The 26,991-nt window shown below is 60.4% G+C and carries 24 protein-coding genes; 4 read left to right on the forward strand and 20 right to left on the reverse strand.

Annotated features, from left to right (window positions below; genetic code table 11):
- Nucleotides 1–654 precede the first annotated feature (654 nt).
- Complete coding sequence (locus ACMGF9_RS17505) at nucleotides 655–2,553, forward strand: bifunctional metallophosphatase/5'-nucleotidase (protein ID WP_414160342.1); 1,899 nt, start codon at nucleotides 655–657, stop codon at nucleotides 2,551–2,553.
- Nucleotides 2,554–2,625: 72 nt separating this feature from the next.
- Here ACMGF9_RS17505 and sucD read toward each other — a convergent pair whose 3' ends face one another.
- From sucD to sdhC, 8 genes are all read right to left on the reverse strand, one after another.
- Nucleotides 2,626–3,498 carry a succinate--CoA ligase subunit alpha gene (gene sucD, locus ACMGF9_RS17510; RefSeq protein ID WP_004939878.1) on the reverse strand — a complete coding sequence of 291 codons (873 nt, stop codon included), beginning with the start codon at nucleotides 3,496–3,498 and terminating at the stop codon, nucleotides 2,626–2,628.
- The gene (gene sucC / locus ACMGF9_RS17515) at nucleotides 3,498–4,664 is read right to left on the reverse strand and encodes an ADP-forming succinate--CoA ligase subunit beta (protein ID WP_015376978.1); all 1,167 of its coding nucleotides are present in this window, start codon (nucleotides 4,662–4,664) and stop codon (nucleotides 3,498–3,500) included. The genes sucD and sucC overlap by 1 nt, the downstream gene beginning before the upstream one ends.
- Before the next feature lie 122 nt (nucleotides 4,665–4,786).
- Nucleotides 4,787–6,004: a 2-oxoglutarate dehydrogenase complex dihydrolipoyllysine-residue succinyltransferase gene (gene odhB / locus ACMGF9_RS17520; RefSeq protein ID WP_015376977.1), complete on the reverse strand. Its 1,218-nt coding sequence runs from the start codon at nucleotides 6,002–6,004 to the stop codon at nucleotides 4,787–4,789.
- A 64-nt stretch (nucleotides 6,005–6,068) separates the two neighbouring features.
- The gene (gene sucA, locus ACMGF9_RS17525; RefSeq protein ID WP_015376976.1) at nucleotides 6,069–8,876 is read right to left on the reverse strand and encodes a 2-oxoglutarate dehydrogenase E1 component; all 2,808 of its coding nucleotides are present in this window, start codon (nucleotides 8,874–8,876) and stop codon (nucleotides 6,069–6,071) included.
- A 275-nt stretch (nucleotides 8,877–9,151) separates the two neighbouring features.
- Complete coding sequence (locus tag ACMGF9_RS17530; protein WP_015376975.1) at nucleotides 9,152–9,868, reverse strand: succinate dehydrogenase iron-sulfur subunit; 717 nt, start codon at nucleotides 9,866–9,868, stop codon at nucleotides 9,152–9,154.
- Between the two features lie 16 nt (nucleotides 9,869–9,884).
- Nucleotides 9,885–11,651, reverse strand: a complete 1,767-nt coding sequence (sdhA, locus tag ACMGF9_RS17535) for a succinate dehydrogenase flavoprotein subunit (protein WP_015376974.1) — start codon at nucleotides 11,649–11,651, stop codon at nucleotides 9,885–9,887.
- Nucleotides 11,652–11,999 carry a succinate dehydrogenase membrane anchor subunit gene (gene sdhD / locus ACMGF9_RS17540; RefSeq protein WP_004939891.1) on the reverse strand — a complete coding sequence of 116 codons (348 nt, stop codon included), beginning with the start codon at nucleotides 11,997–11,999 and terminating at the stop codon, nucleotides 11,652–11,654.
- A complete protein-coding gene (gene sdhC, locus ACMGF9_RS17545; protein WP_004939893.1) occupies nucleotides 11,993–12,382 on the reverse strand; it encodes a succinate dehydrogenase cytochrome b556 subunit in 390 nt (129 codons plus the stop codon). The genes sdhD and sdhC overlap by 7 nt, the downstream gene beginning before the upstream one ends.
- Nucleotides 12,383–13,111: 729 nt before the next feature.
- On the opposite strand from sdhC, the gene ACMGF9_RS17550 reads away from it, so the two are divergent.
- Nucleotides 13,112–14,404, forward strand: coding sequence for a citrate synthase (locus ACMGF9_RS17550; RefSeq protein WP_016928730.1), 1,293 nt, complete (start codon nucleotides 13,112–13,114; stop codon nucleotides 14,402–14,404).
- Between the two features lie 56 nt (nucleotides 14,405–14,460).
- Here the strand turns inward: ACMGF9_RS17550 and nei are convergent, their stop codons facing one another.
- The 12 genes from nei to ACMGF9_RS17610 all read right to left on the reverse strand — a co-directional run bounded on the left by nei (nucleotide 14,461) and on the right by ACMGF9_RS17610 (nucleotide 24,751).
- Nucleotides 14,461–15,252: an endonuclease VIII gene (nei, locus tag ACMGF9_RS17555; protein WP_075684751.1), complete on the reverse strand. Its 792-nt coding sequence runs from the start codon at nucleotides 15,250–15,252 to the stop codon at nucleotides 14,461–14,463.
- A gap of 54 nt (nucleotides 15,253–15,306) precedes the next feature.
- Nucleotides 15,307–15,951, reverse strand: coding sequence for a pyroglutamyl-peptidase I (pcp, locus tag ACMGF9_RS17560; RefSeq protein WP_004939899.1), 645 nt, complete (start codon nucleotides 15,949–15,951; stop codon nucleotides 15,307–15,309).
- 8 nt (nucleotides 15,952–15,959) lie between these two features.
- The gene (locus tag ACMGF9_RS17565; protein ID WP_004939900.1) at nucleotides 15,960–16,979 is read right to left on the reverse strand and encodes a DUF979 domain-containing protein; all 1,020 of its coding nucleotides are present in this window, start codon (nucleotides 16,977–16,979) and stop codon (nucleotides 15,960–15,962) included.
- Entirely contained in the window at nucleotides 16,976–17,707 is a 732-nt protein-coding gene (locus tag ACMGF9_RS17570; RefSeq protein WP_015376970.1) for a DUF969 domain-containing protein, read from the reverse strand. Before ACMGF9_RS17570 ends, ACMGF9_RS17565 begins: the two co-directional genes overlap by 4 nt.
- A gap of 54 nt (nucleotides 17,708–17,761) precedes the next feature.
- Nucleotides 17,762–18,502: a 5-oxoprolinase subunit PxpA gene (gene pxpA, locus ACMGF9_RS17575; RefSeq protein ID WP_004939906.1), complete on the reverse strand. Its 741-nt coding sequence runs from the start codon at nucleotides 18,500–18,502 to the stop codon at nucleotides 17,762–17,764.
- Nucleotides 18,492–19,424: a 5-oxoprolinase subunit PxpC gene (gene pxpC, locus ACMGF9_RS17580; RefSeq protein WP_015376969.1), complete on the reverse strand. Its 933-nt coding sequence runs from the start codon at nucleotides 19,422–19,424 to the stop codon at nucleotides 18,492–18,494. The genes pxpA and pxpC overlap by 11 nt, the downstream gene beginning before the upstream one ends.
- The gene (gene pxpB / locus ACMGF9_RS17585; protein ID WP_015376968.1) at nucleotides 19,418–20,074 is read right to left on the reverse strand and encodes a 5-oxoprolinase subunit PxpB; all 657 of its coding nucleotides are present in this window, start codon (nucleotides 20,072–20,074) and stop codon (nucleotides 19,418–19,420) included. Before pxpB ends, pxpC begins: the two co-directional genes overlap by 7 nt.
- A 156-nt stretch (nucleotides 20,075–20,230) precedes the next feature.
- The gene (locus tag ACMGF9_RS17590; protein ID WP_004939910.1) at nucleotides 20,231–20,974 is read right to left on the reverse strand and encodes a type 2 GTP cyclohydrolase I; all 744 of its coding nucleotides are present in this window, start codon (nucleotides 20,972–20,974) and stop codon (nucleotides 20,231–20,233) included.
- An 18-nt stretch (nucleotides 20,975–20,992) separates the two neighbouring features.
- Nucleotides 20,993–21,973: an MBL fold metallo-hydrolase gene (locus ACMGF9_RS17595; protein WP_075684750.1), complete on the reverse strand. Its 981-nt coding sequence runs from the start codon at nucleotides 21,971–21,973 to the stop codon at nucleotides 20,993–20,995.
- Nucleotides 21,974–21,995: 22 nt separating this feature from the next.
- Nucleotides 21,996–23,426 (reverse strand): deoxyribodipyrimidine photo-lyase, encoded by a 1,431-nt coding sequence (gene phrB, locus ACMGF9_RS17600; RefSeq protein ID WP_118892360.1) that lies wholly within the window; start codon nucleotides 23,424–23,426, stop codon nucleotides 21,996–21,998.
- A gap of 16 nt (nucleotides 23,427–23,442) precedes the next feature.
- Nucleotides 23,443–24,399, reverse strand: coding sequence for a YbgA family protein (locus ACMGF9_RS17605; protein ID WP_004939915.1), 957 nt, complete (start codon nucleotides 24,397–24,399; stop codon nucleotides 23,443–23,445).
- Nucleotides 24,400–24,541: 142 nt separating this feature from the next.
- A complete protein-coding gene (locus tag ACMGF9_RS17610; protein WP_004939916.1) occupies nucleotides 24,542–24,751 on the reverse strand; it encodes a YbfA family protein in 210 nt (69 codons plus the stop codon).
- 441 nt (nucleotides 24,752–25,192) lie between these two features.
- Here ACMGF9_RS17610 and ACMGF9_RS17615 point away from each other — a divergent pair, with 441 nt between their 5' ends.
- Both ACMGF9_RS17615 and kdpA read left to right on the forward strand, forming a co-directional pair.
- Nucleotides 25,193–25,282: a K(+)-transporting ATPase subunit F gene (locus ACMGF9_RS17615; RefSeq protein WP_016928742.1), complete on the forward strand. Its 90-nt coding sequence runs from the start codon at nucleotides 25,193–25,195 to the stop codon at nucleotides 25,280–25,282.
- Nucleotides 25,282–26,970: a potassium-transporting ATPase subunit KdpA gene (gene kdpA, locus ACMGF9_RS17620; RefSeq protein WP_075684749.1), complete on the forward strand. Its 1,689-nt coding sequence runs from the start codon at nucleotides 25,282–25,284 to the stop codon at nucleotides 26,968–26,970. The genes ACMGF9_RS17615 and kdpA overlap by 1 nt, the downstream gene beginning before the upstream one ends.
- The last annotated feature ends 21 nt before the right edge of the window (nucleotides 26,971–26,991 follow it).

Genomic DNA, 26,991 nt, shown 5'->3' on the forward strand with positions numbered 1-26,991 from the left:
CCGACACGCGGTTATCGGCATACTTCTTTCAAAGCCGCCAGTAACGCCCCGCAGTGAATGCCCTTAAACACAACAAATTTGATCCAGCTTCTCCGCTTTCAACCGCACACTCGGCCAATAGCCCCTCGGGCCGCCGACAAGCACGCCACTGAAAACCGACAACGGGTAACAAATGCAACAAGATCAACCATCCATAATCACAACATGGATGATACTCGCCCAATCCCACACAATAAATAGGTTTTTACGTGACGTGGGTTGGACTTTTGGTTACAGGTCAAATCTTAGCCGAAAGAGGTACTTCGGGCTAATTTGATCTGAGACAATTTAAGCCTATCCGCATATTATTTCCATATTCATCAGCACATTTCGCCTATTTTTCTTGAGGGCATGTTGCGCAATGGTTTAATTGTTTTTTAATGATATTTTTGTGTTAAATAAATGTAATTTAAAAGAGCCGCCATTGTATTATTACGCGCTTATTCTGCGACATAATTAACCTTTTATTTCCATTAAGCCGTGACAGTGATTGCAGTCACAAAACAACAAATCTCTCTCCAATATTAGTCTATTTCTCGCGATGGGATCGTAAAGGTTGCGATTTTGTAGCAAAATGACCACTTATGTTAAAATTCCATTGAGTGACAATAAGTTATGAAAAAAATCATCTTTGCCTCTGTCTTGGGACTCTCGGGAAACACCATGGCCGCCGAAACGGTAAACATCACCCTGCTGGGCACCTCCGATCTGCACGGCACCTTCGTGCCCTGGGACTACGCCAGCGACACGGAAAACCTGGCGGGCAGCCTGAGCCAGATAGCCACCCAGGTCAAAAAGGTGCGCGCCGAGCAGCCTAACCTGATCCTGGTGGACGCCGGCGACACTATTCAGGGCAACTTCGTTGAAACCTTCAAGCATGAGGCCGTCAGCCCGATGATGCTGGGCCTCAATGCGCTCAATTACGACGTCTGGGTGATGGGCAATCACGAGTTCGACTTCGGCCTGCCGGTGCTGGCCACCCCGCTCAAGCAGTTCAAGGGCGCGGCGCTGGCGGGCAACATCGTCTGGGACAACGGCAAGCCTTATCTGCCGGCCTACACCATCCTCGAACGTCAGGGCGTGAAGATCGGCATTATCGGCATGGACACGCCGATGACCGCTGAATTCGCCAAGGGCACCGATCGCATCAAAGGGCTGAACTTCACCGATCCGGTGCAGGCGGTGAAACAGGTCATCAAACAAATCGACGGCCAGGTCGACGCCATCGTACTGGTGGCGCATATGGGCATCGACAACGAGAACCAGCGCACGGGCACCGGCGTGGCCGACATTGCCAACGCCAACCCGGAACTGGCGGCAATCGTCGCCGGCCACATGCATGTGAAGATCGACAAGGCGGTGGTCAACGGCGTCATCATCACCGAACCGGACAAATACGGCCGCGCGCTGTCACGCATCGATCTGCAATTTGAACGCCGCGACGGCAAATTCACGCTGATCGACAAAAACAGCTACACCTACCCGATCAAAGGGCTGACGCCGGACAGCGCCATGCAGGCTCTCTACCAGCCGTATCATGACATTTTGCGCGCCAACGCCAACCGGGTGGTAGCGAAGCTGAGCGGCAGCGATCTGGTGCCTGCCGACGAGTTCCGCGGCATTCCTCAGGTGCACGTGCAGGACACCGGCATCAGCGCGCTGTTCCAACAGGCCGCCCGGCACTATGCACCGCTGGCGCAGGTGATCGCCCTGCAGATCGACAACGATCGCGCCAAACTGGACGTCGGCGACATCAAGGCCAAGGATATCGCCTTTAACTACCAATACGCCGGTGGCGAGATCACCGTTTATCAGCTTAACGGTAAAGCGCTTAAACGCTACATGGAGTGGTCCGCCGGCTACTTCAATCAGCTGCAGCCGGGCGACGTCACCTACAGCTTTAACCCGGCGCGGCGTTCGTCCAAATATTCCACCAACGATTTCTTCGATGGCGTCACCTATACCATTGATCTGCGCCAACCCGCCGGTTCACGCATCGTCGATCTGCATCTGGCGGACGGCACGCCGGTCACGGACGACATGCCGATCCGTCTGGGCATGAACAGTTACCGCATGGGCCACCTGACGCAAAAGGGCGGCGCGCTGGAAGGGCAATCCTTCCCGGTGCTGTTCGACAGCAAAGCGCAGTACGGTGAAGAAGAAGGCACCATTCGCCACCTGGCCCTGCGCTACCTGACGGAAGTGAAACACGGCCAATACCAGGGCGTGCCGCCGCAGCGCTGGAAACTGATCGGCATGGAGGGATACGAACCGCAGCGGGCGATCGTTAAACGGCTGCTGAATGAAGGCGTTATTCAGGTGCCGACCACCGACGATGGCCGCTACACCAACGTCGCCTCGATCAACGTCAAAGACGCGCTGTTCCGCAACGCCGACGATTACCGCGCCGCCCTCGCCTCGCTGGAGCAGCAGCGGCAAGCCGCCGCGGATCCGGTGCAGCAGCGCCGCCTGCAGGATCGGATCGCGCTGATCAAGGCGCTCAACGTTTTCTGAGTTTCGCCCATAAAAAAGGCCACCCAATGGGTGGCCAAACATGTCGAGATATTGTTATTTCGTACTAGGTTCTTAGCGCTTCAGCACCGCTTTTACCGCATCGCCGATGTCCGCCAGGCTGCGAACGGTTTTCACGCCCGCCGCTTCCAGCGCAGCAAACTTCTCGTCCGCCGTGCCTTTGCCGCCGGCGATGATGGCGCCTGCGTGGCCCATACGCTTGCCTTTCGGCGCGGTCACGCCGGCGATGTAGCCGACAACCGGTTTGGTGACGTGTTCTTTGATGTAAGCCGCCGCTTCTTCTTCAGCGCTGCCGCCGATCTCACCGATCATCACGATTGCTTCGGTCTGCGGATCCTGTTGGAACATCTTCAGGATATCGATGAAGTTGGAGCCCGGGATCGGGTCGCCGCCGATGCCCACGCAGGTGGACTGGCCCAGACCGGCATCGGTGGTTTGTTTCACCGCTTCATAGGTCAGGGTGCCGGAGCGGGAAACGATGCCCACTTTGCCCGGCAGGTGGATGTGGCCAGGCATGATGCCGATTTTGCACTCGCCCGGGGTGATCACGCCAGGGCAGTTCGGCCCGATCATGCGCACGCCGGCTTCGTCCAGTTTCACTTTCACGGTCAGCATGTCCAGGGTCGGGATGCCTTCGGTGATGGTGATGATCAGTTTGATGCCGGCATCGATCGCTTCCAGAATGGAGTCTTTGCAGAACGGCGCTGGAACGTAGATGACAGAGGCCGTCGCGCCGGTCGCTTCAACCGCTTCGCGCACGGTGTTGAACACCGGCAGCCCCAGGTGCTGAGTGCCGCCTTTGCCTGGAGTGACGCCGCCAACCATTTTGGTGCCGTAAGCGATAGCTTGTTCGGAGTGGAAAGTCCCCTGGCTACCGGTGAAGCCCTGGCAAATTACTTTGGTGTTTTTATCGATTAAGATGGACATTATTTACCCTCCACTGCTGCAACAACTTGCTGAGCCGCATCAGTCAGGCTGGTCGCAGCAATGATATTCAGGCCGCTGTCCGCCAGTTTCTTGGCGCCCAGTTCGGCGTTGTTCCCTTCCAGGCGCACCACGACCGGGACGTTAACGCCCACTTCAGCCACTGCGCCGATGATGCCGTCAGCGATCAGATCGCAACGTACGATACCACCGAAGATGTTAACCAGAACCGCTTTCACCTTGTCGTCGGACAGGATGATTTTGAACGCTTCGGTCACGCGCTCTTTGGTCGCGCCGCCGCCCACGTCCAGGAAGTTGGCCGGTTCGCCGCCGTGCAGTTTAACGATGTCCATGGTGCCCATCGCCAGACCGGCGCCGTTCACCATGCAGCCGATGTTGCCGTCGAGGGCAACGTAGTTCAGCTCCCACTGAGCCGCACGGGATTCACGCTCGTCTTCCTGGGAAGGGTCACGCATTTCACGCAGTTCAGGCTGACGGAACAGGGCGTTGCCGTCGGCGCCCAGTTTGCCGTCCAGGCACACCAGATCGCCCTGCTTGGTAATCACCAGCGGGTTGATCTCAACCATCGCCAGGTCGCGCTCCAGGAACAGCGTCGCCAGGCCCATGAAGATCTTGGCGAACTGGCTGACTTGCTTGCCGGTCAGGCCCAGTTTGAAGGCCAGCTCACGGCCCTGATAAGGCTGTGGACCCGCCAGCGGATCGATGGTCATTTTGTGGATCAGTTCTGGGGTTTCTTCCGCCACTTTCTCGATTTCCACGCCGCCTTCGGTAGACGCCATGAATACGATGCGACGGGTCGCGCGGTCTACGACGGCGCCCAGGTACAGTTCTTTATCGATGTCGGTCGCCGCTTCAACCAGGATCTGGTTAACCGGCTGGCCCAGCGCGTCAGTCTGGTAAGTCACCAGGCGCTTGCCCAACCAGGCTTCCGCGAAAGCACGGATATCTTCTTTGCTGTTGACGACTTTAACGCCGCCCGCTTTACCGCGGCCGCCAGCATGAACCTGACATTTCACCACCCACGGGCCGGAGCCGATTTTGGATGCGGCTTCTTCTGCTTCACGCGGAGTGGTACAGGCGTAACCGGTCGGTGCCGGCATGCCATACCGAGCAAACAGCTGTTTTGCCTGATATTCGTGTAAATTCATGATGTTCTATCCATTCAGTTCTGAAGGTTTTTAGCCGGACCATTATTACGCGGTAAACCGCATGGTTTTCCGGCCACATAGCACAGAGTGCGGGCGCGGCACGCCGCGCCCGGCAAGGGTTACTAGACGTCCAGCAGCAGACGAGCCGGATCTTCCAGCATCTCTTTGACCGTCACCAGGTAACCGACGGATTCTTTACCGTCGATCAGGCGGTGGTCATAAGACAGCGCCAGATACATCATCGGCTGGATCACCACCTGACCATTGACCGCCATTGGGCGATCTTTGATGGCGTGCATGCCCAGGATGGCGCTCTGCGGCGGGTTGATGATCGGGGTGGACATCAGCGAGCCGAATACGCCACCGTTGGTAATGGTGAAGTTACCGCCGGTCAGCTCTTCCACGGTCAGTTTGCCGTCGCGGCCCTTAACGGCCAGCTCTTTGATTTTCTTCTCGATGTCAGCCATGCTCATGGCGTCTACATCACGCAGTACCGGCGTCACCAAGCCGCGCGGGGTAGAAACCGCGATGCTGATGTCGAAGTAGTTGTGGTAAACCACGTCGGAACCGTCGATCGACGCGTTCACTTCCGGGAAACGCTTCAGCGCTTCAACCACCGCCTTGATGTAGAAGGACATGAAGCCCAGACGCACGCCGTGGCGTTTCTCGAAGGCTTCGCCGTACTGCTTGCGCAGATCCATGATCGGCTGCATGTTGATTTCGTTGAAGGTGGTCAGCATCGCGGTGCTGTTCTTCGCTTCCAGCAGACGCTCGGCGACGCGTTTGCGCAGGCGGGTCATCGGCACGCGTTTTTCGCTGCGGCCGGCCAGAGCCGGCTGCGGTGCGGCTTCAGCGGCGGCGGCCGGTTTGGCGGCGGCGCCGCCTTTGGCCAGGTGCGCTTCCACGTCTTCACGGGTGATGCGGCCACCCACGCCGGTGCCTTTGATGGCGCCGGCATCGAGGTCATGTTCGGCGATCAGGCGGCGAATCGCCGGGCTGAGCGCGTCATTGCTTTCTTCTTCCAGGCTCGCGGTCGCGCGCTGTGCAGGCGTGGACTCTTTCTCCTGGCTCTTCTCGGCGGTCGGTTTGCCGGAGCTGTCGCCTGGGCGAATGCGGCCGAGCAGCTGGCGAGACAGCACGGTCGCGCCCTCTTCTTCCACGATAGCATCGAGAATGCCCGCTTCACTGGCCGGCACTTCCAACACCACTTTGTCGGTTTCGATTTCAACCAGGACTTCATCACGCTGCACGCTGTCGCCCGGTTTTTTGTGCCAGGTGGCTACGGTCGCATCGGCAACCGATTCAGGAAGGTCAGGAACCAGAATATCTACGCTACTCATTTAGCTTTCCCTTAAGTTTTTTATCATCTGCTTGCCGGCCCCTCGGCCGGCAAGCGAGCGAACATTAGTCAATATTCAGCGCGTCATTCACCAGAGCCTGCTGCTGCTTCTGGTGTACGGACATATAGCCCACCGCCGGAGAAGCAGAGGCCGGACGTCCTGCGTAACGTAAAGAAGCCCCGAACGGCACCACTTCACGGAAGTTGTGTTGGCTGCAGTACCAGGCGCCCTGGTTCAGCGGCTCTTCCTGACACCAGACGAAATCATGCACGTGCGAGTATTGCTCCAGCACGGCCTGCACGGCCTGATGCGGGAACGGATACAGCTGCTCGATGCGCACGATGGCCACGTCTTTCTGCTCGTTCTTGCGACGCTGTTCCAGCAGGTCGTAGTAGACCTTGCCGGAGCACAGCACGACGCGCTTGACCGCTTTCGGATCCAAGTCGTCGATCTCGCCGATCGCCGGCAGGAAGGTGCCGTTGGCCAGCTCGTCCAGCGAAGAAATCGCCAGCGGATGACGCAGCAGCGACTTCGGCGACATCACCACCAACGGACGGCGCATACCGCGCAGCGCCTGACGACGCAGCATATGGTAAACCTGCGCCGGCGTAGACGGGACGCACACCTGCATGTTCTGCTCAGCGCACAGCTGCAGATAACGTTCCAGACGCGCGGAGGAGTGCTCAGGGCCCTGGCCTTCATAACCGTGCGGCAGCAGCATCACCAGGCCGCACATACGGCCCCATTTTTGCTCGCCGGAGCTGATGAACTGGTCGATAACAACCTGCGCACCGTTGGCGAAGTCACCGAACTGCGCTTCCCAGATGGTCAGCGTGCGCGGTTCCGCCGTGGCGTAGCCGTATTCGAACGCCAGCACCGCCTCTTCAGACAGCACGGAGTCCCAGACCTTGAATTCGCCCTGGCCGCTGTGGATGTTCGCCAGCGGAACATAGACCGAACCGTTTTTCTGGTTGTGCACCACCGCGTGACGGTGGAAGAAGGTGCCGCGGCCGGCGTCTTCGCCGGAGATGCGGATGGGAATGCCTTCATCCGCCATGGTGGCGTAGGCCAGCGTTTCGGCGGCGCCCCAGTCGAACGGCTTGTTGCCTGCGGCCATCTCGGCGCGGTCAGCGTAGATTTTCGCCACGCGCGACTGCATTTCGATCGCTTCCGGCACGGTGCTGATGCGGCGGCCCAGTTCCTGCAGACGCTTCATCTCAACCTTGCTCGGGTACTCTTCGTCCCACTCGTGGTTCAGGTACGGCGACCAGGTGAAGGAGTGCAGATTCATCGGACGCCATTCTTCAACCACACAATCGCCGCGGTCGAGCGCATCACGATACAGGTTGACCATTTCCGTGGCATCTTCCAGGCTGGCCACTTTCTGTTCGGTCAGAACGTCAGCGTAGATTTTGCGCGGCGTAGGGTGTTTCTTGATCTTCTGATACATCACCGGCTGGGTGGCGCTCGGCTCATCGGCCTCGTTGTGCCCATGGCGACGGTAGCAGACCAGATCGATCATCACGTCACGCTTAAAGGTGTTACGGAAATCCAACGCCAGGCGAGTGACGAAGGCCACGGCTTCCGGATCGTCCGCGTTAACGTGGAAGATCGGTGCCTGAACCATTTTGGCGATGTCGGTGCAATATTCGGTAGAGCGCGCATCCAGCGGGTTGGAGGTGGTGAAGCCAACCTGGTTGTTGATGACGATGCGCACGGTGCCGCCCACTTCGTAGCCGCGAGCCTGAGACATGTTCAGGGTTTCCTGAACCACGCCCTGGCCGGTAATGGCGGCGTCGCCGTGGATGGTGATCGGCAGCACCATGTTGCTGCGCGCTTCGTCCAGACGATCGCGACGGGCGCGAACCGACCCCATGACCACCGGGCTGACGATCTCCAGGTGCGACGGGTTGAACGCCAGCGCCAGGTGAACCATGCCGCCTTCGGTTTCCACGTCGGAGGAGAAGCCCTGGTGATATTTCACGTCACCGGTGCCGAGGTGTTCTTTATGCTTGCCGGCGAATTCGTCGAACAGATCGGCCGGCTTTTTGCCCAGCACGTTGATCAGCACGTTCAGACGGCCGCGGTGGGCCATGCCCAACACCACTTCGCGCGTGCCGTTCTTGCCGGCGTGGCGCACCATCTCTTTGAGCATCGGCACCAGCGCGTCGCCGCCTTCCAGCGAGAAGCGTTTGGCGCCCGGGAATTTGGCGCCCAGGTAGCGCTCCAGGCCTTCCGCCGCGGTCAGCTCGTTCAGGAAACGGCGTTTTTCGTCGGCGGTAAAGCTGGCGCGCCCCACCACCGACTCGATGCGCTGCTGGATCCAGCGTTTCTCTTCGGTGTTGGTGATGTGCATGTACTCAGCGCCGATCGACCCGCAATAGGTCTGCTTCAGCGCGGCGTACAGATCGCCCAGCTTCATGGTTTCTTTGCCGATGGCGAAAGAGCCCACGTTGAAGGTTTCCTGGAAATCGGCTTCGGTCAGGTTGTGGTAAGCGGGATCAAGGTCAGGAACTTGCTCGCGCTGCCACAGGCCGAGCGGATCGAGGTTGGCATGCTGATGCCCGCGGAAGCGGAAGGCGTTGATCAGCTGCAGTACCTTGACCTGTTTGGCGTCGGTTTCCGGATCGGTGATGGTGGTGTTGTAGCGCGCGGAGTCTTTCGCCAGGCGGCGGAAGTAATCGCGCGTTTGAGAGTGAAGCTGATCGGGTTTGACACCCGCGGTTGGTAGCTGTTGAAAAATGGAACGCCAGCTATCTTCAACGGAACCCGGATCGGTTAAGAAGTCTTCATAGAGCTGCTCTATGTAAGACTGGTTCGCGCCCGCCAGATAGGAGGAATCCAGCCAGGCCTTCATTGCGCCGTTCTGCATCATGATCCCTTAAGCTTTGAAGCTTTAGTTTTCGCCGTGGTTAACATAATTACCGTGATGAATACGGTTTGCCGTAAAACGGTTCACTCGACGTACTTGCGGCCATGTCGGCCCGATACGTTCTGTTATGGACCTTGCGGTCCCTTACAAGGAACCTCTAAAAACCGGCGGAAGAACCAGGCTGCATAGCGCCGCAGCCGCGGGTCAGTTTTTAGAGGTTCCCTCCCCTATGGGACGTGCGCCGGAAAAGAGCCCGGCGCAGCATCTCATTCCGTTTATGCGCCGCGTTGCAGCAGCATGGACTTGATATGCCCGATCGCACGCGTCGGGTTCAAGCCTTTAGGACATACACTGACACAATTCATAATGCTATGGCAGCGGAAAACACTAAAAGCGTCGTCCAGATCATCTAAACGTTCTTGCGTTTCCGTGTCACGGCTGTCGATCAGGAAGCGATACGCCGCCAACAGACCGGCTGGGCCGATGAACTTGTCCGGGTTCCACCAGAACGATGGGCAAGAGGTCGAACAGCAGGCGCACAGGATGCACTCGTACAGACCGTCCAGCTTGGCGCGCTGCTCCGGCGACTGCAGGTGCTCGCGCGCCGGCGGGTTCTTGCCGTCGTTCAGCAGGTATGGCTTGATCTTTTCATATTGGGTATAGAACTGGCCCATATCCACCACCAGATCGCGCACCACCGGCAGGCCCGGCAGCGGACGGATCACGATCTTGCCGTTGCCTTTGCGCAGCGACGAAACCGGAGTGATGCACGCCAGGCCGTTTTTACCGTTCATGTTCAGGCCGTCGGAACCGCACACGCCTTCGCGGCATGAGCGACGGAACGACAGGGTCGGGTCTTTTTCTTTCAGCTGGATCAACGCATCCAGCAGCATCATGTCACGGCCTTCTTCCGCTTCCAGGGTGTAGTCCTGCATGTGCGGGGCATCGTCGACATCCGGGTTGTAGCGATAAATGGAAAATTCGAGTTTCATCTGTCGATCTCCGCAATTAGTAAGAACGCACTTTCGGCGGGAATGCCGGGCGCAGCTTCGGTTGCATGTTCACTTCGCGGCGCGTCATGCTTTCCGATTGCGGCAGATACAGCGAATGGCACAGCCAGTTGGCGTCATCGCGTTCCGGATAGTCGAAGCGGCTGTGCGCGCCACGGCTCTCGGTACGGAAGTTGGCCGACACGGCGGTGGAATACGCGGTCTCCATCAGGTTATCCAACTCCAGGCATTCGATGCGCTGGGTGTTGAACTCGCTGGAGGTATCGTCCAGGCGTGCGTTCTTCAAACGTTCACGGATCACTTTCAGTTCTTCCAGGCCCTTGGCCATCGCATCGCCTTCGCGGAATACCGAGAAGTTGTGCTGCATGCAAGACTGCAGCGCTTTGCGAATTTCGACCGGGTCTTCGCCGGAACGGGTGTTGTTCCAACGGTTCAGACGATCCAGCGAGGCTTCCACGTCGGAGTCGCTGGCGTCACGGCTCACGCCCTGCTCTTCCAGCGATTCCTGCAGGTGCATGCCGGCGGAACGGCCGAACACCACCAGATCCAGCAGCGAGTTGCCGCCCAGGCGGTTGGCGCCGTGCACCGATACGCAGGCGATTTCGCCCACGGCGAACAGCCCCGGGATCACCACGTCTTCGCCTTTCTCGTTCACGGTCAGCGCCTGGCCGGTCACCTTGGTCGGAATGCCGCCCATCATATAGTGACAGGTTGGGATAACCGGGATCGGCTCTTTCACCGGATCGACGTGCGCGAAGGTGCGGGACAGTTCCAGAATGCCCGGCAGACGGGATTCCAGCACCTCTTTGCCCAGGTGATCCAGCTTCAGCTTGGCGTGCGGGCCCCAAGGACCGTCGCAGCCGCGGCCTTCGCGGATTTCGATCATGATCGAACGGGCAACCACGTCGCGGCCCGCCAGATCTTTGGCGTTCGGCGCATAACGCTCCATGAAGCGCTCGCCGTGCTTGTTCAGCAGGTAGCCGCCTTCGCCGCGGCAGCCTTCGGTCACCAGCACGCCCGCGCCGGCGATGCCGGTCGGGTGGAACTGCCACATTTCCATGTCCTGCACCGGCACGCCGGCGCGCAGCGCCATGCCGACACCGTCGCCGGTGTTGATGTGGGCGTTGGTGGTGGACTGGTAAATGCGGCCAGCGCCGCCGGTCGCCAGCACGGTGGCCTTGGCTTTGAAGTAAACCACTTCACCGGTTTCGATGCAGATAGCCGTGGTGCCGACCACCGCGCCGTCCTGGTTTTTCACCAGATCAAGCGCATACCACTCGGAGAAGATGGTGGTGTGGTTTTTCAGGTTCTGTTGATACAGGGTGTGCAGCAGCGCATGGCCGGTACGGTCGGCTGCGGCTGCGGTACGTGCCGCCTGCTCGCCGCCGAAGTTCAGCGACTGGCCGCCGAACGGGCGCTGATAGATGCGGCCGTCGTCCAGACGAGAGAACGGCAGCCCCATGTGTTCCAGTTCCAGAATCGCTTCCGGGCCGGTTTTACACATATATTCGATGGCGTCCTGGTCACCGATATAGTCGGAACCTTTCACCGTGTCGTACATATGCCATTCCCAGTTGTCCTCGTGGCTGTTGCCCAGCGCGACAGTGATGCCGCCCTGTGCGGACACGGTATGGGAACGGGTCGGGAAAACTTTGGACAGCAGGGCACAGGTCGAGCCCGCTTGGGAAATTTGCAGCGCGGCACGCATGCCCGCACCGCCGGCGCCGATTACGACGGCATCAAACTCTCTGACTGGCAGTTTCATTTAAGCACCCCACACTACGATTGTTCCGTACAGTAAATAGACCAGCAACGCGACCACGACAGCCAGCTGCAACACCAGGCGAACCGCCAGCGGCTTGACGTAGTCCGTCAGCACCTGCCACAGCCCGATCCAGGCGTGCACCAGAATCGACAGCAGGGTCAGCAGAGTGAACACTTTCGTAATGGAAGTGGCGAAGAAACCGCGCCAGATGTCATAAGTGAGTTCCGGAGCCGTGACGAAAAAGCCCAGGATATACAGGACGTACAGGGTAATGATGATAGCGGAAGCGCGCAGCAGCAGCCAATCGTGCACGCCGTTGCGCCCTAATGCAGAAACGTTGTTTACCATACGAGGACTCCAGCCAGAACTGACAGCACGACGGTCAGACCGATCGCCACCTGGGCGGAACGGGTGCCGGCGGCCAAACTCTCTTCGATGTAGCCAAAATCCATTAACAAGTGACGGATGCCACCGCAAATGTGATAGGCCAGCGCCGTGAGGATGCCCCAGAATATGAATTTGACGATGAAGCTATTCATGATGGCGGCCGCCTGCAGGAACCCCTCTTGGGAAGAGAGTGACAGGCCCAGCAGCCAGAGGAGGATACCCACGGCAACGAAGGTAATTACGCCAGAGACTCGGTGTAAGATAGACGCTATCGCAGTTACGGGGAACCGGATCGTTTGCAGATCCAAGTTGACAGGTCGTTGTTTTTTCACGTATTTGCCCACACAGCTCTTATTATTTTCCTTCCTCCGGGCCTGGGCGGGGATCAGACAGCGTTAAGAGCCTAAAACCCTTACACGTCACGCGCTCAAACATCAACATCCTCTGTGCTCAAACGGCGCGCATTTATAACGCTGGGTGCTCCTACTTCAGGGTAATCCGGAGACCTGGCGGCAGTATAGGAGGATCACATTCTGATTACAATTCTCATACAACCGCTTTGATAACATTTCCCCCGAACAGTGATTCAGATCACGGATTTCACAATTAGTGCAAAATTAATTATCTGATTTGACAAGAGATCAACATTTCCATTACATATAGGGGCACAAACGGTCCTATGATGCGCTATGGGTCAGCAGATACACTTCCTCCCGGGTTCGAGTTATGCAACAGTGTATTTGGCGAACCTATCCCAATAGCCGTTGTTTCCCGCTCGAGTTTGCCGGCGTCTAAAGCAAATAAAGCACACAAAAACAGATTATTGGGATAGGTTCACATCTCTTCGAACAGCTCATAGGTAAGATTAACAGACTATAACGAATTACTATGAATCGTTAACAACTGGTCACCCGTCTCGTTCGCCTGGTCAGCACTCTGTACCCTACCCGCGCACAGTTGCGCAGTCGCTCACAGAGTTAGCGTCCGCACCATTTTTTTGCGGGCAACCTGCAGAGATTTAAGGTATTTCAGTTGTTAGTGGTTTTTAAAATAAGGCGCTAAGGAGACAGTAAATGACTGATAAGAAAGCGACGCTAACCATTAACGACAGCGAAGCTCCGATCGAACTGGGCGTATTGACACCGACACTGGGCCCCGATGTCCTCGATGTCCGCGCTCTGGGTTCCAAAGGTTATTTCACATTTGATCCCGGCTTTACCTCCACCGCTTCTTGCGAATCCAAGATTACCTTCATCGACGGCGACAAAGGCGTGCTGCTGCACCGCGGCTTCCCTATCGAGCAGCTGGCGAAAGAATCTTCCTACCTGGAAGTGTGCTACATCCTGCTGTACGGCGAGACCCCAACGCCGGAAGAATTCGAAACCTTCAAGACCACCGTGACCCGCCACACCATGATCCACGACCAGATCACCCATCTGTTCCGTGGCTTCCGTCGCGACTCGCACCCGATGGCGGTGCTGTGCGGCGTGACCGGCGCGCTGGCGGCGTTCTACCACGATGCGCTGGACGTCAACAACGAGCGTCACCGTGAAATCACCGCGTTCCGTCTGCTGTCCAAAATGCCAACCGTGGCGGCGATGTGCTACAAATACTCCCTGGGCCAGCCGTTCGTTTACCCGCGCAACGATCTGTCCTACGCCGGCAACTTCCTGCACATGATGTTCGCCACCCCGTGCGAAGAGTACGTGGTGAACCCGGTACTGGAACGCGCCATGGATCGCATCCTGATCCTGCACGCCGACCATGAGCAGAACGCCTCTACCTCAACCGTGCGCACCGCCGGCTCTTCCGGCGCCAACCCGTTCGCCTGCATCGCGGCCGGCATCGCCTCCCTGTGGGGGCCGGCGCACGGCGGCGCCAACGAAGCGGCGCTGAAAATGCTGGAAGAGATCAAGACCGTCGAGCACATTCCGGAATTCATCAAGCGCGCCAAGGACAAGAACGACTCCTTCCGCCTGATGGGCTTCGGCCACCGCGTGTACAAGAACTACGATCCGCGCGCCACCGTGATGCGCGAGACCTGTCACGAAGTGCTGAAAGAGCTGAACAAGAAGGACGACAACCTGCTGCAGGTGGCGATGGAGCTGGAACACATCGCGCTGAACGACCCGTACTTCATCGAGAAGAAACTGTACCCGAACGTCGACTTCTACTCCGGCATCATCCTGAAGGCGATGGGCATTCCTTCTTCCATGTTCACCGTGATCTTCGCCATCGCGCGCACCATCGGCTGGATCGCCCACTGGAACGAAATGCACGACGAAGGCATCAAAATTGCCCGTCCGCGTCAGCTGTACACCGGCTATGCCGAGCGTGATTTCAAATCCCAGCTGAAAAACAAGTAAGCCGCTTTACCGGCTGAAACGCACAGCGCCGCCCTTTCGGGCGGCGTTTTTTTTGGTTATTTCTGGCAGCCCGGGCACCAATAAAACGGCCGCGACGACAGCTCGGTACGCACGATCATCCCACCGCAGCGTTCACAGGGTTCACCGCTGCGATGAAACACCTTGAAGCGAAACAGCGCGCCATGATGGCGGTTGTCATCCGCCTGCCCGCGCGTCTGGTAGGAAAGGCGCGGCACCGCCAGCAATGCCTCCGCCAGTCGCCGCAGCGCCTCTGGCGCCAGATCCTGTGGTTTGTGCTGCGGCGCCAACTCGGCCTGCCACAGGATTTCGGCGCGCAGATAGTTGCCCAATCCGGCGAGAAACGCCTGATCGAGCAGCATGCCGCTCAGCTGCCGGCGGCGAAAACGCGGCGTCAGCAACCGCTCCACCACATCGTCTACCGTCAGCGACATGTCCAACACGTCAGGGCCGATGCGTTGCAAAAACGGGTGTTGCTCTATTTCCTCGCGCGGCCCGACGGTAATGTCGGAAGCGCTGAAGAGCAAAATCGCGCTATGAGCGGTTTCCAGCCGCACCCGCAGATCGCGCTTGGTCTCCGGCGTCTCCCCGGCCGCCGCCACTTTCCACACGCCGTACAGCTGGTTATGGCTGTACATCGTCAGCCCGTTGGAAAAGTGGGTCAACAGCGCCTTGCCGCGCGGCTCGATGGCGACGATACGCTCGCCGAGCAGACGCTGGCGATAGTGCTTCAACTGGGGAAAAGCGAAATCGACGGCGGTCAGCGGCTGATCGATCACCGCCGCCGCCAGTTTGTCCGCCGCCCGGCGGATCTCCGGTCCTTCCGGCATAGACCACTCCTTGCGTAGACCCGGCGCAGCCCGATGCGCCGGGGATTTTCTTGATTAATGCGTTGCGCCGCCCGCCACTTTCAGATCGTGTTCCACCTGCAACGCGATGGAAACGGCCAGCTCCAGCGCAAACAGCACCGTCGAGGCCGCCATGCTCGGTGCGCCGGGGTGCGCCGCCGCCTGTTCCGGCAGGTACGGGATATGAATAAACCCGCCCTTCACCTCGCGCTGGCCGCTCAACCGGTGCAGCAGGCCGTACATGACATGGTTGCACACGTAGGTGCCGGCGGTCTGCGAAACGGAGGCCGGAATGCCGGCCTCGCGCATCGAGCTGACCATCGCCTTGATCGGCAAGGTGCTGAAATAGGCCGCCGGGCCGCCGGCGACGATCGGCTCATCCACCGGCTGCTGCCCCTGATTATCGGGGATACGTGCGTCGTCGACGTTGATCGCCACCCGTTCAATCGTGATGTCGGTGCGGCCGCCGGCCTGGCCGACAGCCAGCACCATCAGCGGCTGCACCTCGTCGATCGCCGCATTGAGCGCCTCCAGCGCCGCGCCGAACACGCACGGCAGCTGGCGCGCCACAATGCGCGTACCCACCAGCTCCATATCATTGAGCTGCTTCACCACTTCCCAGGAAGGGTTGAGCCGCTCGCCGCCAAACGGCTCAAAGCCGGTAATCAATACTTTTTGCATCCTTACTCCTACAGGAACATCAGGAAATACAGCAGGAACACGTTAACCAATAGCAGCAGCACGCCGGTCGGCACCTGCGCCTTGATCACCGCATTCTTGTCCGGCAGCTCCAGCAGCGCCGCCGGCACAATGTTGAAGTTCGCCGCCATCGGCGTCATCAGGGTGCCGCAATAGCCGGAGAACATGCCGATCGCCGCCATCACCGCCGGGTTGCCGCCGTGCTGCAGCACCAGGATCGGAATGCCGATGCCGGCGGTGACGATCGGGAACGCGGCGAAGGCGTTACCCATCACCATGGTCAGCACCGCCATACCGATAGCGTAGACCGCCACGGCGATGAAGCGGTTATCCACCGCCAGATACTCTTGGGTCAAATGCGAGATCGCGGTGCCGACGCCGGCGACGGTAAACAGCAGGCCAAGCGTGGCGAGGATCTGCGGCAGAATGAACGCCCAGCCGATCGAATCCAGCAAGCGCCGCGCTTCCTGCACCGGCTGCAACGCCTTCTCATGGGTCATTTTCACCGCGATCGCTAGGCCGATCAGGCAGCCGACGGTCATAGAGAACAGGGTGATCAGCGTCGCATGGTTACCGCTGCCGAACACCGCGCTTTGCAACGCCGGAATATTGTTGAACAGCAGCACGCCGATCACCGTCACCACCGGGATCGCCAATGCGGGGATAAACAGCTTGTTGCCCAGGCGCTTGGCGCTGGCCTCGCGCTCCTGCGGCGTTCGCTGATGATAGCTGCCGAGGCGCACGCCGCCGAAGCCGGCGATCAGGGCCATCACCACCACCACCACGCCAACGATGATGTGCAGCATGCGTTTCTCGTTGCTGCCTTCGCCGAGCACGTCGCCCAGCAGGCGGTAAGTCCAGTCGCCGACCAGGAACACCAGGCCGTACAGCCCCCAAAACAGCCCGGTGGTGATGCGGCGCGGGTTGGCGCGATCGCGGAAGGACATCACCGCCACAATCAGCAGCACCGCGCCGGCCAGCCAGTAGAGATATTGTTGCTGGAAGTTCATCGTGCTTCCCCCTTCGCCTGCAGCGCCGCCTGATTCAGCTGCGCCAGCTCGGCACTCAGCTGTTTATCCATCCGATACAGCCGGAAGGCGTGGATCAGGAAAGCGAAAATGGCGGTCGGAATGCCCCACAGCGCGATATGCAGCGGCTCGGTCTGAATGCCGCCGGACTCCAGCATAAAGTTGTGCATGAAGATGATCGCGCCGAAGGCCACGAAGATATCTTCGCCGAAGAACAGCCCGACGTTGTCGGTGGCGGCCGACATGGCGCGCAGGCGGTGGCGGGTACGCTCCGGCAGCTCGCCGTAACGGTTTTCCGTCGCCCCTTCCGCCATCGGCGCCAGCAGCGGCCGCACCATCTGCGGGTGCCCGCCCAGGCTGGTCAGCCCCATCGCCGCGGTGATCTCGCGCACGAACAGGTACACGATCAGCAAACGGCCGGCGGTGGCGCTTTTGATCCTGGCGATCCACGCCTGCGCCCGCTCTTTCAACCCGTGGCGCTCCAGGAGGCCGATCACCGCCAGCGGCAGCAGCAGGATCAGCGGCAGGTTGCGGGTATTGAGAAAGCCCTCGCCGAGCTTTTCCAGAATGACGTCCAGCGGCATCAGCGCCGCCAGACCGGTAATGATGCCGGCGGCGATCACCACCAGCACCGGGTTGAAACGCAATACAAACCCGACCACGATAGCGGCGATGCCGATCAGTGGCCAGAGATTCACGGCCTGTTCCATAGTCTTCCCTCGATATTTTCTAATAGTTTTTTGCTTGTGATGTTGTGTCTTGCTTTACTGCTCCGCGCTGACGCGGATCCCCTGCTGAACAAAACTGTCCCGCAGCTTGCGCGCATACGCCAGCGCATGCTCGCCGTCCCCATGCAGGCAGACGGTCTCCGCCTGTACGGCGGTCCAAACGCCATCGACGCTGCGCACCCGGTGATGGCGCACCATCTCCAGCGTTTGCGCCAGCGCCTGTTCGTCATCCTCGATAAGCGCCCCCGGCAAACCGCGCGGCACCAGCGTGCCGTCGGCCTGATAACCGCGATCGGCGAACACCTCCTGCCGGGTGGTCAGACCGAGCCGTTGCCCGGCGCGGATCAGCTCGCTGCCGGCCAGCCCCACCAGCCGCAGCGCCGGATCGACCGCCTGCACCGCCCGGGCGATGGCTTCTGCCAGCGCCGGCTCAACCGCCGCCTGGTTGTACAGCATGCCGTGCGGCTTAACATGCACCATCACCCCGCCCTCGGCGCGGGCGATGGCCGCCAGCGCCCCGAGCTGATACACCACCTGCGCGTACACCGTTTCCGGCGGCAGCTGCATGCGAGTGCGGCCGAAATTCTCCCGATCGGGAAAACTCGGGTGGGCGCCGATCGCCACGCCGTACTGCAATGCCCAGCGCACCGACTGACGCATGGTCTGCGCATCGCCGGCGTGGAAGCCGCAGGCGATGTTGGCCGAGCTCACCAATTGCAACAGCGCCTGGTCGTTGGCGCAGCCTTCGCCGAGATCGGCGTTCAAATCAACGATCATGTAACCCCCAGGCAATCTGTCGAAGGAAAAGATCCTGCTCGGCCTTGGCGCGCTGCGCCTCGGCCAGTGAACAGAGCACGAAATGGATCGGTTCGCCGAGACGGATCTGCGCCAAATGGTAAAGATCGGCTTCGATCACGCAGGCGATGCGCGGGTAACCGCCGGTGGTTTGCGCATCGGCCATCAGCACGATCGGCTGGCCGTTGTGCGGCACCTGCACCACGCCGGGCATCAGGCCGTGCGACAGCATCTCTCTGTCGGTGGTGCGAGCCAGCGGCGTGCCGCCGTGCAAACGGTAGCCCATGCGGTTACTCTGCGGGCTGAGCTGCCAGGCGGCGCGCCAAAACGTATCTTGCGCCTCTTCGCTGAATTCGGCGTACTCCGGCCCCGGCAACGCACGGATGCGATTGGTGAACAGCAACTGCTTCACGCCACAGCGGGTTTGCGGTTCAGCGGCGGATTTACCCAGCGGCAACCGATCGCCGTCCTTCAGATTACGCCCCTCGCACCCGCCAAAAGCGGCTTTCATGTCGGTGCTGCGCGAGCCCAGCATTTCCGGCACGGCGATACCGCCGGCGATCGCGAGATAACTGCGCATGCCGCGCTTCGGCGTGCCCAGCACCAGACGCTGCCCCTTTTTCACCGGGTAGCGCCAGCCGGTCCACAGCGGCTTACCGTCCAGCTGCGCGTCGCAGCCGGCGCCGGTCAGGGCGATCCAGCCGGGACGGGTAAACTCGGCGCTGAACTGGCCGAGCGTGATCTCCAGCCCGGCGGCCTCCGGCGCGTTGCCCACCAGCAGGTTGGCGATCTTCAGCGCCGGTTGATCCAACGCGCCGCCGGTACTGATGCCCAGGCGGCGAAATCCTTCACGGCCCAAATCCTGCACCGTGGTATAGATGCCGGCGCGCAGAATAATCAGCATACGCCCTCCTTCTGCGGCACAAAGCGTACGCTATCGCCCGGGCGCAGCAGCGTCGGCGGCATTTCATGCGGATTGAACAGCGCCAGCGGCGTGCGGCCAATCAGCTGCCAGCCGCCGGGCGTCACCAGCGGATAGATGCCGGTCTGGCCGCCGCCGATGCCGACGGAGCCGGCCGCCACCGCCAGACGCGGTTCAGCGCGGCGCGGCGTCGCCAGTTGTTCCGGCATGCCGCCCAAATAGGAAAAGCCCGGCTGAAAGCCGAGGAAATAGACCACATAGGCCGCCGCCGCGTGGCATTCCACCACCTGTTGCGGCGTCATGCCGGTATGACGCGCCACCTCATCCAGGTCGGGGCCCTGTTCCCCGCCGTAGATAACCGGAATATCCACCTGACGCGATTCCGGCGTCAGGCGCTCTTTGCTCTCCCACCCCTGCTGCAGCAATGCCAGCATCGCTTCGGCGTCGGCCTGCGGCGTATGCAGCAGCAGCGTCAGGTTATTCATCCCCGGCACCACTTCCCGCACGTCGGGATGGTGATTCAGCTTTTCCGCCAGCGCCCAAATGCGCTGCTGGCTCGGTAACGTCACCGGCGGCGACAGTTCAAGCACTACCGCTCTTTCACCCAACAGGTAATAACGTGCTTGTTGCACCCTTATTCTCCTTATTATCGCGCTGAAAAACACACCAGTTATGCGTGACGCGGCCCCGGCTGTCAATAGAACGCAACCATAAGGAAAATAAGGAAATAGCGCGGTAAAAGGATTCAGCCGGCGCGCAGGCCGGGCTGGATCCGGGGAAGAAAAAGATCAGGCGGGATTCGGGATATCGATAAAGGTCACATCAAAGCCGTGGTGCTGGGCCAGCCAGTCCCCCAACGCCTTCACGCCGCCGCGCTCGGTGGCGTGGTGACCGGCGGCGAAGAAATGCACGCCCATTTCGCGCGCGCTGTGAATGGTCTGCTCAGAGACTTCACCGCTGATGAACGCATCGACGCCGAAGCGCGCCGCGCTGTCGATAAAGCCCTGACCGCCGCCGGTGCACCAGGCCACCCGGCGAATATGCTCAGGCGCGTTATCGCCGCAGTGCAGCACCGCGCGCCCCAGCCGGCTTTCGATGCGCTGTTGCAGCGCTTCGCCGGTCAGCGGCTGTTCGAATTCCCCGTGCGGTACCAGCGGCTCGATTTCACCAATCACCCGAATGCCCAGCGCCTGCGCCAGCTGCGCGTTGTTGCCCAGCACCGGATGCGCGTCCAGCGGCAAATGATAACCGTACAGGTTGATGTCGTGGGTCAACAGCGTTTTCAGGCGGTTGCGCTTCATGCCGCGCACCGCCGGCGCCTCGTTTTTCCAGAAATAGCCATGATGCACGATAATCGCGTCGGCCTGATGCGCCACCGCGGCGTCCAGCAGCGCCTGACAGGCGGTGACGCCGGTCACGATGCGCTGTACATGCGCACGCCCCTCTACCTGCAAACCGTTGGGGGCGTAGTCCTGAAACGCCGCGGCGTTCAGTTCCGTGTTGATCAGTTGTTCCAGATCGAGGTTACGCATTCTCTTCTCTCTTCATAGTCAAAATGTCTGCCGGTCGCCCTGCGCCATCAGGATGAATTTCACCCCCAGATCGTTGCCCTGCGCCAGCTGCTGCGCAATGGCGGCGCGCGCGTCTTCGCCCTGCTTCAGGCTGGGTTTGATGTGGCTGATGACCACCGGCAGACCGTTCAGCGAGCCTTCGCCGCCGCTGTACTGCGTCAGGTTCTTCAGCTCCTTCAGCAGCCAGGCCGGCGTCAGATGGCCGTACAGATGTTTGTCCTCCACCCCGTTGGGGTAAGAGGTTTCGATAATCATGCCCTTGAGCTTTTTCTGCTCGACAAGCGGCCCCAGCACGCGCCAGACGGTATCGAGATCGCGCGACTGCTCCACCTTATCCGGCCCGGTATCGCCGAAATAGGCGAAGAACTCGTTGCCGTTGGAAATCAGCAGCATCGACGACGGGTAGCGATCGTGGCTGAGCGGATACATCACGCCGGTCAACCCGGTCAGTCCGAGGGTAAACCGCTGCTGCGGCCGCACCGTTTGCAGCCGGTAGGTGCCCAGCCGCGCACCGTTGCCGGCATCGGTAAAGTTCGGCCAGGCCTTCCAGTTAAAGTAATGGTTGCGCAGGGTCAGCACGGTGTCCGCCTGGGCGTAAACGGTTTTTTTATTGTCTTCCGGCGAGCCGACGATCAGCCCCGCCACGTGGTCCAGATGGCCGTGGCTGATAAAGTAGCTGCCGATCAACTGCCGAAACACGTAGCCCTGCGGCGTATAAGGCGCGGCCAGCTCGGGCGTCACCTGCGGGAAGCTGCCCTTCTCCAGCCCTTTGGCGATGCCCGGCAGCAGCGAACCGGCGTCCAGCGCCACATACTGCGGCTGATTGTCGCTGCGGATCAGGTAGGAAGTCAGGTTGCCGTCGCTGACGCCGCCGTCGACGCCCAGCGCCACCACGTCAAAGCCGGCGATCGCCAGCGCGGAATAGCCGCTCAGGCACAGGGCCAGCACCTTTTTCATCATTACGTCGCTCCTTGCAGTTGCCTCAAGACTCTCCCCGTTTCGCCGCCTCGAACGCCGCCAGCGTCTCCACGCGGGCTTGCTTATGATCGACGATCGGCAGCGGGTAGTTCAGCGTACGGCGCTGCTTTTCCGCCCAGCGGTGGGGGTAATGGATGTCATTGTCGGGCACATCCGCCAGTTCCGGCAACCATTTACGGATGAAAGTGCCTTGTGGATCAAAACGTTCACCCTGGGTGGTCGGGTTAAAGATGCGGAAATACGGCGCGGCGTCGGTGCCGGTGGAGGCCGCCCACTGCCAGCCGCCGTTATTGGCCGCCAGATCCCCGTCCAGCAGTTGCGACATGAAGTAGCGCTCCCCGGCGCGCCAGTCGATCAGCAGATCCTTCACCAGAAAACTGGCGCTGATCATGCGCAGCCGGTTATGCATCCAGCCGGTAGCGTTCAGCTGGCGCATGGCGGCATCGACGATCGGATAGCCGGTCTCGCCCCGCTGCCAGGCCTGCAGCTTCGCCGCGTCATCGCACCAGCGCACTTTGTCCGTCCAGGCGATAAACGGCCGATGGCGGCACAGCTCGGGATAGGCCACCAGCAGATGGCGGTAGAACTCGCGCCAAATCAGCTCGTTCAGCCAGGCGAAAGCGCCGCTCTCGCGATCTTCCAGCAGCTGCGGGCATTCGGCGCGCAGGCGGTTAAAACACTGGCGCGGCGACAGCGCGCCGATCGCCAGATAAGGCGACAGGCTGCTGGTGCCGGCGATGGCGGGCAGATCGCGCTGGCGAAGGTAATCCTGCACTTGCTCACGACAAAAGGCGCGCAGCCTCTGTAGCGCGGCCTCCTCGCCGGCGGGATAGTCATTCCCGATGTCCGCCGCGGGATAATCGAACGCCGCCGGCGCTTCAGGCGCTGGCAACGCGCCATCGGCACGGATCTTCGGCGCCGGCAGGCAGCTCACGTCGGACTCAGTCAGGCGCTGAATAAAGGCGTTGCGAAACGGCGTATAAACCTTGTACATCTCGCCGCCGCCGGTTAGCACGCTGCCCGGCGGCAACAGCAGGCTGTCATCAAAACCGTGGCACGTTACCCGTCCATTCAACTGCTGCTCCAGCCGCGCATCGCGGCGCCGTTCATTCAGTTCGTACTGGCGATTGTAAAACAGCGCGTCCACCTGCTCTCGCCGGCAATAGTCCGCCAGCCAGTCGATCGATGCAGCAAAGTCCGAACAGGCATGGCAATGCAGCGCAATGCCCTTTTGCGCCAGCGCCTGCTGTACCGCCCGCAGGCTGGCGTGGATCAGCGCCGCCTGCCGCGGCGCCATCTCATGCTGCCGCCACTGCTGCGGGGTGGCGATAAACACCGCCAGCACCCGGGCTTTGGGATCGCTGCAGGCAGCATGCAACGCTTTGTTGTCGGTGATACGCAGATCGTTACGCAACCAGACCAGATGCGTGGTCATAAAATTCCCTTGTCAATCAATGGCCGTAACGCAAACGCAGCGCCTCCGGATAAGGTTCGAAATAGCGTTGTTCCGCCAGATAACTGTCGGGGTATTCCGCCATGTAATGCTTAAGCAAGGCGATCGGCGCCAGCAGCGGCTGCATGCCCTGCCGGTAGCGGTCGATCAGGTGCGCCAGCTCCTGGCGCTGCGCCGCGCTGAGCTGACGGCGGAAGTACCCCTGCACGTGCATCAGCACGTTGGTATGGTTGCGGCGCGTCGCCTTGTGCGCCAACAGCGCCATCAGGCGGCTGCGATATTCCACGGCGAAGGCCTCCAGCGAGTCCCAGCGATGAATGTCGGCGACGAAACGCCCCAGTTCGCGGTACGCCGGCTGCGAATGCGCCAGCAGCGACAGCTTGTAGCGGCTGTGAAACGCGATCAGCCCGCCGCGGGTCAGCCCCTGGCGCCACAGCATATTCAACTCATACAGCGCGTACACCCGTTCAATGAAGTTTTCCCGCAATGCCGCATCCTGCAATCGTCCGTCTTCTTCCACCGGCAGCCACGGCATCTGACGCAGCAGTTCGGCGGTAAACAGCCCGACGCCGTTTTTACGCGAGTCCTTGCCGTTCTCACTGTAGACCCGCACCCGCTCCAGGCCGCAGCTCGGCGACTTGGCGCAGACGATATAACCGCACAGGTGCTGCAACGCGGCCACGCGCTGCGCGGAGAAACTGCGCATCTCCTCGGTCAGATCCACGCCGGCGTCGTTGCTGTAGCGCATCGCCGGCCAGGGCTGCGCCTGTTTCACCAGGCGCAGCGCCGGGCGCGGCGTGGGCAGGCCGATCGCCATTTCCGGGCATACGGGCTCAAAGCGCACATAGGGCGCCAACTGTTCCACCGCGAAGGCCAGCCGCTTGTGGCCACCGTCGAAACGCACCGCGTCGCCCAGTAAACAGGCGCTGATGCCGATAGGGATCTTGTCACTCATACCGTTCTCTCGTGGTGTTGGTCGATGGGGAAAGTGTAGAAGAATGGCTTGCCAAATACGACCTTGCGCTTGACGGCAGCGGGCTTGGGGCATAAAAAAACCCCCGCCGCAGGGCGAGGGTTGTTCGTGAATCGGCAGCGACTCAGTAGAAATCGCAGGACGCCAGTTCCGCCTGCTGCAGCCAGACCGGCTTATCGCTGGTTTTTGACCAGACGCGGTGCAGGTAGCTGTAAAAACGCCCGCGATCGCTGCGGAACAGCATCACCGGCAGGGCCAAAATGCCCGCGATAACCACTGCGCTGCGGCGCAGGAGAATCCGATGCAGTGAATAAGCGTGATAGGTCGTAGACATGCGAACCTCCTTAAAAACGCCTGCCGTTGATTTGTCAGGGAGAACGGCGTCGGCGTATCAAATGAACAATCGGTAATTTGGTAACTGGACAAAATTTTAGCGCACTTGATGAAAGTTTACTACTCATCCGACCACTAAATCGCACAAAAAATCGCTAATCACCGCAGCGATTCGTAATTTTGTTACAATCAAGTTAATTTTTAACTAAACATGGGTTACATTGTGGTTATTATTCGGTTCTTCATCCCACGCCCCAGCCCCGGCTTATTCACACATCAGGCGCAATCTCGCCGCAAGCAGGCTGCCTGAAACGGCCAATTTCCGCTGAAATTTCAGCCATTTTTATACTTTTTTTACACCCGCCCGCGCGATTTTTTCATCTTCTTTCTACCCCGCTCCCTACACTGCCTCTATCAAAAACAACACCTCTGGAGGTGTCCCGTGAGTTTCAGCGTTATTGGTGGTGCGCTGTTGGTTCTGCTGCTGTTGGCCTATCTGGTCTACGCCCTGTTTAACGCGGAGGATTTCTGATGGCGGCTTCAGCCTTTTTACTGATCGCCAGTTTCCTGTTGGTGCTTCTGCTGCTGGCCCGGCCGCTGGGCGGTTTTATGGCGCGCCTGATCGAAGGTGAGCCGCTGCCTGCGCTGCGCGCAGTGGAAGCTGGCGTCTGGCGCGCCTGCGGCATCCGCCCCACCGAGATGAACTGGTGGCAGTACGCGCTGGCGATCCTGGCGTTTAACCTGCTCGGCCTGGCACTGCTGTTCGCCCTGCTCATGGCGCAGGGCTCGCTGCCGCTCAACCCGCAAGGCTTCCCTGGCCTCTCCTGGGATCTGGCGCTCAACACCGCCGTCAGCTTCGTCACCAACACCAACTGGCAAGCCTACAGCGGTGAAAGCGCCCTCAGCTATTTCAGCCAGATGGCCGGGCTGGCGGTGCAGAACTTCGTTTCCGCCTCCACCGGCATCGCCGTGGCCTTTGCGCTGATCCGCGCCTTTACCCGCCGCGCCGGCAAGACCGTCGGCAACGCCTGGGCCGATCTGTTCCGCATCACGCTGTATGTGCTGCTGCCGATCGCGCTGCTGATCGCCCTGTTCTTCGTCAGCCAGGGCACGCTGCAAAACTTCCTGCCTTACCTGCACGTCACCACGCTCGAAGGCGCGCAGCAGACGCTGCCGATGGGGCCGGTCGCTTCGCAGGAAGCGATCAAGATGCTCGGCACCAACGGCGGGGGGTTCTTCGGCGCCAACTCGGCGCACCCGTTCGAAAACCCGACCGTGCTGACCAACTTCGTGCAGATGCTGGCCATCTTCCTGATCCCCTGCGCGCTGTGCTTCTCCTTCGGCCAGCTGGCCGGAGAAAACCGTCAGGGCCACGCGCTGATCTGGGCGATGGCGCTGATCTTCGTGGTGGCGGTGGTGGTGGTGATGGTTGCCGAGCTGGCGGGCAACCCGCACCTGAGCGCGCTGGGCGCCGACAGCAACATCAATATGGAAGGCAAAGAGTCGCGCTTCGGCATTCTCGCCACCAGCCTGTTCTCGGTGGTGACCACCGCCGCGTCCTGCGGGGCGGTCAACGCCATGCACGACTCCTTCACCGCGCTGGGCGGCATGGTGCCGATGTGGCTGATGCAGATCGGTGAAGTGGTGTTCGGCGGCGTCGGCTCCGGCCTGTACGGCATGCTGCTGTTCGTACTGCTGACGGTGTTTATCGCCGGTCTGATGATCGGCCGCACCCCGGAATATCTGGGCAAGAAGATCGACGTTTACGACATGAAGATGACCGCGCTGGCGATCCTGGTCACGCCGACGCTGGTGTTGCTGGGCAGCGCGCTGGCGATCGGCACCGACGCGGGCCGCGCCGGCATCCTCAATCCGGGCGCCCACGGCTTCAGCGAAGTGCTGTATGCCCTGTCCTCCGCCGCCAACAACAACGGCAGCGCCTTCGCCGGGTTGAGCGTCAATACGCCGTTCTACAACCTGCTGCTGGCCTTCGCCATGTTCGTCGGCCGCTTCGGGGTGATCCTGCCGGTGCTGGCGATCGCCGGTTCGCTGAGCGCCAAGCCACGCCAGCCGGCGGGCAACGGCACCCTGCCAACCTATGGGCCGCTGTTTATCGGCCTGCTGATCGGCACCGTGCTGCTGGTGGGCGCGCTGACCTTCGTGCCGGCGCTGGCGCTGGGCCCGGTGGCCGAGCATTTGCAGCTTTGGCTGGCAAACTAACCGACGTCACAGAGAGAGAAT

The sequence above is a fragment of the Serratia sp. BNK-23 genome, from assembly GCF_047456145.1.
Classification (GTDB): domain Bacteria; phylum Pseudomonadota; class Gammaproteobacteria; order Enterobacterales; family Enterobacteriaceae; genus Serratia; species Serratia nematodiphila.

What these genes read in the sequence shown, in the direction of transcription:
- ACMGF9_RS17570 (WP_015376970.1), bottom strand. Translation starts at nt 17,707, where the DNA reads ATGGAACAGGCCGTGAATCTCTGGCCACTGATCGGCATCGCCGCTATC.
- pxpC (WP_015376969.1), bottom strand. Translation starts at nt 19,424, where the DNA reads ATGCTGATTATTCTGCGCGCCGGCATCTATACCACGGTGCAGGATTTG.
- sdhD (WP_004939891.1), bottom strand. Translation starts at nt 11,999, where the DNA reads ATGGTAAACAACGTTTCTGCATTAGGGCGCAACGGCGTGCACGATTGG.
- ACMGF9_RS17565 (WP_004939900.1), bottom strand. Translation starts at nt 16,979, where the DNA reads ATGAACTTCCAGCAACAATATCTCTACTGGCTGGCCGGCGCGGTGCTG.
- pcp (WP_004939899.1), bottom strand. Translation starts at nt 15,951, where the DNA reads ATGCAAAAAGTATTGATTACCGGCTTTGAGCCGTTTGGCGGCGAGCGG.
- sucC (WP_015376978.1), bottom strand. Translation starts at nt 4,664, where the DNA reads ATGAATTTACACGAATATCAGGCAAAACAGCTGTTTGCTCGGTATGGC.
- sdhA (WP_015376974.1), bottom strand. Translation starts at nt 11,651, where the DNA reads ATGAAACTGCCAGTCAGAGAGTTTGATGCCGTCGTAATCGGCGCCGGC.
- ACMGF9_RS17550 (WP_016928730.1), top strand. Translation starts at nt 13,112, where the DNA reads ATGACTGATAAGAAAGCGACGCTAACCATTAACGACAGCGAAGCTCCG.
- phrB (WP_118892360.1), bottom strand. Translation starts at nt 23,426, where the DNA reads ATGACCACGCATCTGGTCTGGTTGCGTAACGATCTGCGTATCACCGAC.
- ACMGF9_RS17530 (WP_015376975.1), bottom strand. Translation starts at nt 9,868, where the DNA reads ATGAAACTCGAATTTTCCATTTATCGCTACAACCCGGATGTCGACGAT.
- ACMGF9_RS17505 (WP_414160342.1), top strand. Translation starts at nt 655, where the DNA reads ATGAAAAAAATCATCTTTGCCTCTGTCTTGGGACTCTCGGGAAACACC.
- ACMGF9_RS17595 (WP_075684750.1), bottom strand. Translation starts at nt 21,973, where the DNA reads ATGATGAAAAAGGTGCTGGCCCTGTGCCTGAGCGGCTATTCCGCGCTG.
- ACMGF9_RS17590 (WP_004939910.1), bottom strand. Translation starts at nt 20,974, where the DNA reads ATGCGTAACCTCGATCTGGAACAACTGATCAACACGGAACTGAACGCC.
- sucA (WP_015376976.1), bottom strand. Translation starts at nt 8,876, where the DNA reads ATGCAGAACGGCGCAATGAAGGCCTGGCTGGATTCCTCCTATCTGGCG.
- ACMGF9_RS17610 (WP_004939916.1), bottom strand. Translation starts at nt 24,751, where the DNA reads ATGTCTACGACCTATCACGCTTATTCACTGCATCGGATTCTCCTGCGC.
- nei (WP_075684751.1), bottom strand. Translation starts at nt 15,252, where the DNA reads ATGCCGGAAGGACCGGAGATCCGCCGGGCGGCGGACAAACTGGCGGCG.
- kdpA (WP_075684749.1), top strand. Translation starts at nt 25,282, where the DNA reads ATGGCGGCTTCAGCCTTTTTACTGATCGCCAGTTTCCTGTTGGTGCTT.
- odhB (WP_015376977.1), bottom strand. Translation starts at nt 6,004, where the DNA reads ATGAGTAGCGTAGATATTCTGGTTCCTGACCTTCCTGAATCGGTTGCC.
- ACMGF9_RS17605 (WP_004939915.1), bottom strand. Translation starts at nt 24,399, where the DNA reads ATGAGTGACAAGATCCCTATCGGCATCAGCGCCTGTTTACTGGGCGAC.
- sucD (WP_004939878.1), bottom strand. Translation starts at nt 3,498, where the DNA reads ATGTCCATCTTAATCGATAAAAACACCAAAGTAATTTGCCAGGGCTTC.
- pxpA (WP_004939906.1), bottom strand. Translation starts at nt 18,502, where the DNA reads ATGATCGTTGATTTGAACGCCGATCTCGGCGAAGGCTGCGCCAACGAC.